The organism is Mesorhizobium sp. M7A.F.Ca.CA.004.04.2.1 (assembly GCF_004022825.1).
Taxonomy (GTDB): Bacteria; Pseudomonadota; Alphaproteobacteria; order Rhizobiales; family Rhizobiaceae; genus Mesorhizobium.
Window position 1 is genome coordinate 1 of sequence record NZ_RZPH01000659.1, and the last position, 3,445, is coordinate 3,445.

5 protein-coding genes are annotated in these 3,445 nt (G+C 62.9%); all 5 read left to right on the top strand.

The genetic code is table 11. The annotated features are described in order from the left end of the window. The first annotated feature begins 2 nt into the window (after positions 1-2). On the top strand, positions 3-242 hold the full coding sequence (gene rpsR, locus EN893_RS24740) for a 30S ribosomal protein S18 (protein ID WP_128361836.1): 240 nt from the start codon (positions 3-5) through the stop codon (positions 240-242). 218 nt (positions 243-460) lie between these two features. Beyond that, the gene (gene rplI / locus EN893_RS24745) at positions 461-1,045 is read left to right on the top strand and encodes a 50S ribosomal protein L9 (protein ID WP_023813757.1); all 585 of its coding nucleotides are present in this window, start codon (positions 461-463) and stop codon (positions 1,043-1,045) included. Positions 1,046-1,344: 299 nt separating this feature from the next. Beyond that, the gene (locus tag EN893_RS24750) at positions 1,345-2,649 is read left to right on the top strand and encodes a cyclopropane-fatty-acyl-phospholipid synthase family protein (RefSeq protein WP_127272489.1); all 1,305 of its coding nucleotides are present in this window, start codon (positions 1,345-1,347) and stop codon (positions 2,647-2,649) included. Positions 2,650-2,718: 69 nt separating this feature from the next. Then, positions 2,719-3,042 (top strand): YnfA family protein, encoded by a 324-nt coding sequence (locus EN893_RS24755; protein ID WP_127272490.1) that lies wholly within the window; start codon positions 2,719-2,721, stop codon positions 3,040-3,042. A gap of 1 nt (position 3,043) precedes the next feature. Then, a partial coding sequence (locus tag EN893_RS24760) for a small ribosomal subunit Rsm22 family protein (RefSeq protein WP_281062502.1) occupies positions 3,044-3,445 on the top strand: 402 nt, incomplete at its 3' end.

Here is a 3,445-nt window from a genome sequence, read left to right on the forward strand (position 1 = left end):
ACATCAATCAGATCCCGACCCGGCGCCCGTTCCATCGCCGCCGCAAGACCTGCCCGTTCTCCGGCGCCAACGCGCCCAAGATCGACTACAAGGACGTGCGTCTGCTGCAGCGCTACATTTCTGAGCGCGGCAAGATCGTGCCGTCGCGCATCACCGCCGTCAGCCAGAAGAAGCAGCGCGAACTCGCCAAGGCGATCAAGCGCGCCCGCTTCCTCGGCCTGCTGCCCTACGTGGTTCGCTAATATCTCAAATGCGGGCGGTTCGCCGCCCGCTCTTTCCCACGGCGACGGGCGCCGCAGGGCCGAACATCAAATCCCGGGTTGAGGTCAAAACCTCTAACTGCCGCAACAGGCAGGACAGCGACACCAGCGCCAAAGGCGCTCAAGCTTCCTGACCTGTTCCCAAGACATTCGGCGTCGATCTCATCGATCGATTGGCGCCCAACCGAAGGAACAAAACCATGGACGTCATTCTTCTCGAACGCGTTTCCCGTCTCGGCCAGATGGGCGATACCGTCAAGGTCAAGGACGGCTTCGCCCGTAACTTCCTGCTGCCGCAGGGTAAGGCGCTGCGCGCCAACGAAGCCAACAAGAAGAAGTTCGAAGGCCAGCGCGCCCAGCTCGAAGCCCGTAACCTCGAGCGCAAGTCGGAAGCAGCCCAGGTCGCCGAAAAGCTCGACGGCAAGAGCTTCATCGCCGTTCGCTCCGCCGGCGAAACCGGACAGCTTTACGGTTCCGTTTCGACCCGCGACATCGCCGATCTGCTGACGGCGGAAGGTTTCTCGATCAACCGCAACCAGATCCTGCTCAACCAGCCGATCAAGACCATCGGTGTCACCAATGTGGCGATCGCGCTGCATCCGGAAGTCGAGGTCACCGTCACGCTCAACATCGCCCGCACGGCCGACGAAGCCGAGCGCCAGGCCAAGGGCGAGACTCTGACCACCGCCGAAGCCATCTATGGCGACGACATCAACGACAACGCCCGGCCGGAGAACTTCTTCGATCCGAACACCGAGTTTGAAGGCGGCGAAGACAACGCCTGATCATCCATAGCAAAGAGGTTGAAGCTGCGCTCCGATCTCGATTGAAGCGTGCTTCGATCACTTTGCCGTCATCCAGCCATGCTGGACCAATGCCCGGGCCTCTCGCCCGGGCATTTTTGTGCCAAATGGAACTTTTCGAACCCCTATATATTGTTGCAGACTATGGCGTCGCGCGTCCTTTGGCCGCGCAAAGCACGCTGTGCAACTTTGGTTCGGCGCAAGATCTTCGGGGAAATCGACACTGATTTTCGCGGTCACGCGCCAAGGCAGCCTGTCTGGCCGAGAGGGGACATTTGGTCATGAATATTCTGTTGAAGCGCGTTCTCGACCGCCTGGTGCGTACCGGCAATCTCAAGGTGACTGGTCCCAAGGGCTCGGCTGTGGTTTTCGGCGACGGCAGCGGCGAACCGGTGCACATGCACATCAAGACCGCGCATGCCGAGCGCGCCATCACCTTCGATCCGATGTTGGCGGTGCCTGAAGCCTACATGGACGGCGAACTCGACATTCTCGAAGGCGGCGTGCTGGGCGTGATGCGCATCGCCTTCCAGAACATGGGCAGCGGCGGCATCGACGCCACCTGGTCGAAGGCCATCGAAGGCTTGCGCCACGCCTTCCGCCGGCTGCAGCAGATCAACACCGCCTCGCGCTCGCGGCGCAACGTGCAGCGACACTACGATTTGTCGGGCGACCTCTACCGGCTCTTCCTCGACGAGGACATGCAATATTCCTGCGCCTATTTCGAGCAGCCGGACATGACGCTCGACGAAGCGCAGGCCGCCAAGAAACGCCACATCGCCGCCAAGCTCCGGCTGAAGGCCGGCCAGACCGTGCTCGACATCGGCTCCGGCTGGGGCGGGCTTGGCCTCTACCTCGCCAAGGCGTTCGACGTCGACGTGCAGGGCGTGACTCTGTCGACCGAGCAGCATGGCGTAGCCACCGACCGGGCGCACGCGCAAGGGCTGGAAAGCCGTGTGCATTTCGAGCTGAAGGACTACCGCGAACTCAACGAGCGTTTCGACCGCATCGTCTCGGTCGGCATGTTCGAGCATGTCGGCGTCAACCACTACCGCACCTTCTTCGACAAGAGCGCGACGCTGCTCAAGCCCGATGGCGTGATGCTGTTGCACACGATCGGCCGTTCCGGCGTGCCGTGGGCGACCAGCGCCTTCATCCGCAAATACATCTTCCCGGGCGGCTACATCCCGTCGCTCTCGGAAGTCATGCCGGCGATCGAAAAGTCGGGCCTGGTCGTCACCGACGTCGAGATCCTGCGGCTCCACTATGCCGATACGCTGAAGCACTGGGGCGTGCGCTTCGCCGCCAATCGCGACAAGGCCAAGGCGATCTATGACGAGCGTTTCTGCCGCATGTGGGAATTCTACCTGGCGGCCTCGGAAGCCGCCTTCCGCTGGCAGGACCTGGTGATCTTCCAGATCCAGATCGCCAAGAAGAACGACACGCTGCCGATGACACGCGACTACATGGCCAAATGCGAAAAAGCGCTTGAGATGCGCGACATGGGGCATCGTGAAACGGCTCCCGTCAAAAAGAGCCCGGCCGCCAAGCCGGCTCGCCGCCGCAAGGTTGCCGACCAGGAATAGCATTGCCGCTTGCCATTGCCGGCGCCTGCACTGAAAAAGGTCCCGTGACTGTCGCGGGACCTTTTTTTCATGACCTACGTCCTCTATGCCGCCGCCGCTCTGGCCGAGATCGCCGGCTGCTTTTCGTTCTGGGCCTGGTGGCGGCTCGAAAAGTCGCCGCTTTGGCTTCTTCCCGGCCTCGCCTCGCTTGCCCTGTTCGGCTTCCTGCTGGCGCTGGTGGACATGTCAGCCGCCGGCCGCGCCTACGCCGCCTATGGCGGCATCTACATCGCGGCGTCGCTTGGCTGGCTGTGGCTGGTGGAGGGCGTTCGCCCCGACCGCTGGGATCTTGCCGGTGCCGCGCTCTGCATTGCCGGCGCTTCGGTGATCCTTCTCGTCCCGCGGGGCGCGTGAGATGGAGTTGCCGGCCTCCCTTCGCCAAGGTGTCGAGCGCCTGCTCGAAAACGTTCCTCTTGCGGTACTCAAGCAAGCGGCAAAAACGCTGTCCGACCGTTATCGTGCCGAGTTGCGTGACGGCCGTTTGCACATGGCCGAGGACCTGGCAGTGAAAGCCTATCTGGCGACGCGGCTGCCGGCGACCTATGCCGCGATCCGCGCCAGCCTCGACGCGCTGAGCGACGCAAAGCCCGGCTTTCAACCCAGGAGCCTGCTCGATGTCGGCGCCGGCCCTGGCACGGTGCTTTGGGCCACGACCGACCAGTGGCCCGATCTCGAACAGGCAGTGTTGTTCGAAGCCAGTGCCGCGGTGCGCAAGGTCGGCGAGACGCATGCCGGCGACACAATTGCCGCCCAGACC

Bases quoted from the DNA above. Each gene is read 5' to 3' on its own strand.
- EN893_RS24755 (WP_127272490.1), top strand. From the start codon at position 2,719: ATGACCTACGTCCTCTATGCCGCCGCCGCTCTGGCCGAGATCGCCGGC.
- rplI (WP_023813757.1), top strand. From the start codon at position 461: ATGGACGTCATTCTTCTCGAACGCGTTTCCCGTCTCGGCCAGATGGGC.
- EN893_RS24750 (WP_127272489.1), top strand. From the start codon at position 1,345: ATGAATATTCTGTTGAAGCGCGTTCTCGACCGCCTGGTGCGTACCGGC.